Genomic DNA, 1524 nt, shown 5'->3' with positions numbered 1-1524 from the left:
TGAGTCGCCCCTGCAAAAACGCCGTTTTCAGACAGCCAGCAATTTACCGGTCTCTGCCGATTCATCCGGCAACGCCGGGGTTGACCATAAAATAGCCAATATCAGGCGTAAATGCCGTCCGTTTTCATAAGGCCAAAGAAGCTCGACGAGCTTCCTCAGAACCTTCCTCAGGTTCAGGCCAACGCCGCACAGAACCGCGTGTATCGTGTCGCCGGTAAACCCTCTGAGGAAGTTCCGATACATCAGGCCGTCGCTTTTCAGGTGGCCGATGATCGGCTCGATACTGTTTCGTCGGTGTTGCTGATCGGGGTGGGCCCTGCCGCGGCCTCGCCGCTTGCCGGTGATGTGGATCCTGGAGAGGTACGTGCTTTCGCTGCCACGGTAGCCTCGGTCGGCCAACAGATGCTCCGGCATCTTGCGGGTATGCAGAAGCACTCGTTTGAGCGCTGTGTCGACGGTGTGACCATCGTAGGGATTGCCGGCCAGGGCCTGGCAATCCAGCACAAAGCCTTCTTTGGCTGTGGTCACCACGCTGACCTTGGAGCCGAACTCATAACGGGTGCGGGCCTTGCCTTTGGCGATACACACCACTTCCGGTTCGTGCAGGCTGTACAGCCGGGGTTTGACGGTGCGGTCGCCATACTGGTTCAGCAACTGCAAGGCCTGATGGAGCTTGTGATTCAGGCGCTCGGAGCGCTCCTCCATCGTGCGCTGGTCAACGATGGCCTCACAGATCCTGGCCAGGTTCCGGTGCATCCGGCGCAGCACCTTGTGCATCCGCTTGAACTGCCGGGCATGGGCATAGCGGCCCACCTGCCAGACCAGGCCGGGCAACCCCTTACAGAAGGTCTGCCGGAATTTGATGCCCTCATCCTTGGCCAGCGCGACCAGTTGCCGGTGGCAACGGCCTGCAAGGCGGGCGTCACTGGGATAGGCAATCGCCTTGGGCATGACGGTGGTGTCGATGACGGCCACCTTGAGGCTTTCCGGCGCAATGACGCCGGTGTCCTGACCCAGGGCAATGCTCATTTTGAGAAGCTCACAGGCACCGCCTTCGCCAATGCGGTGCCGGAACCGCATCATGGTGGTTTCGTCCATGGGCAGCCGGTGTTGGAAGATCACTTCGCCGCAGAAGTGTTGCCAGTAGGGGTTCTCTACCCAGCGATCCAGAACATCACGGTCTGACAGCGCATACATGTGCTTGAGCAACTGCAAGCCCACGTGTAACCGGATGGGCAGTCCCGGACGCCCGGCTTGCACCGCGTACAACTGACCAAAATGTTGTTCGCAGGCGGTCCAGTCGATCCGTTTACCCATCTGCACCAGTTCGTGCCGGGGGTTGAGGATGTCTTCGAGGTAGGTTTCCAGCAGATCTCGCTGTGGTGCCTGGCGCTTATCCCGTGGGATCATGGGGCTTTCTTCCGGTTTTTGGACGAAACGGGGAGATTTATGATGGATATTATACCCCGAAGTCAGGCCAACTCATTGCCTTTGTTCAGGTTTTTACTTTTGCAGGGGCGACTA

Annotated in this window: 1 protein-coding gene; it reads right to left on the bottom strand. The window is 58.9% G+C overall.

What is annotated here, in order from left to right; all coding sequences use genetic code 11:
- Positions 1 to 27: 27 nt before the first annotated feature.
- Positions 28 to 1410, bottom strand: coding sequence for an IS5-like element ISMaq6 family transposase (locus tag ACSSVV_RS20945; RefSeq protein ID WP_011784944.1), 1383 nt, complete (start codon positions 1408 to 1410; stop codon positions 28 to 30).
- Positions 1411 to 1524: the final 114 nt, after the last annotated feature.

This window comes from Marinobacter sp. MBR-105 (assembly GCF_053628895.1).
The sequence above is the reverse complement of the archived record's forward strand: the minus strand, read 5'-3'. Positions and strand labels throughout refer to the sequence as shown.

Coding starts and splice junctions, on each gene's coding strand:
- ACSSVV_RS20945 (WP_011784944.1), bottom strand. CDS start 1,410: ATGATCCCACGGGATAAGCGCCAGGCACCACAGCGAGATCTGCTGGAA.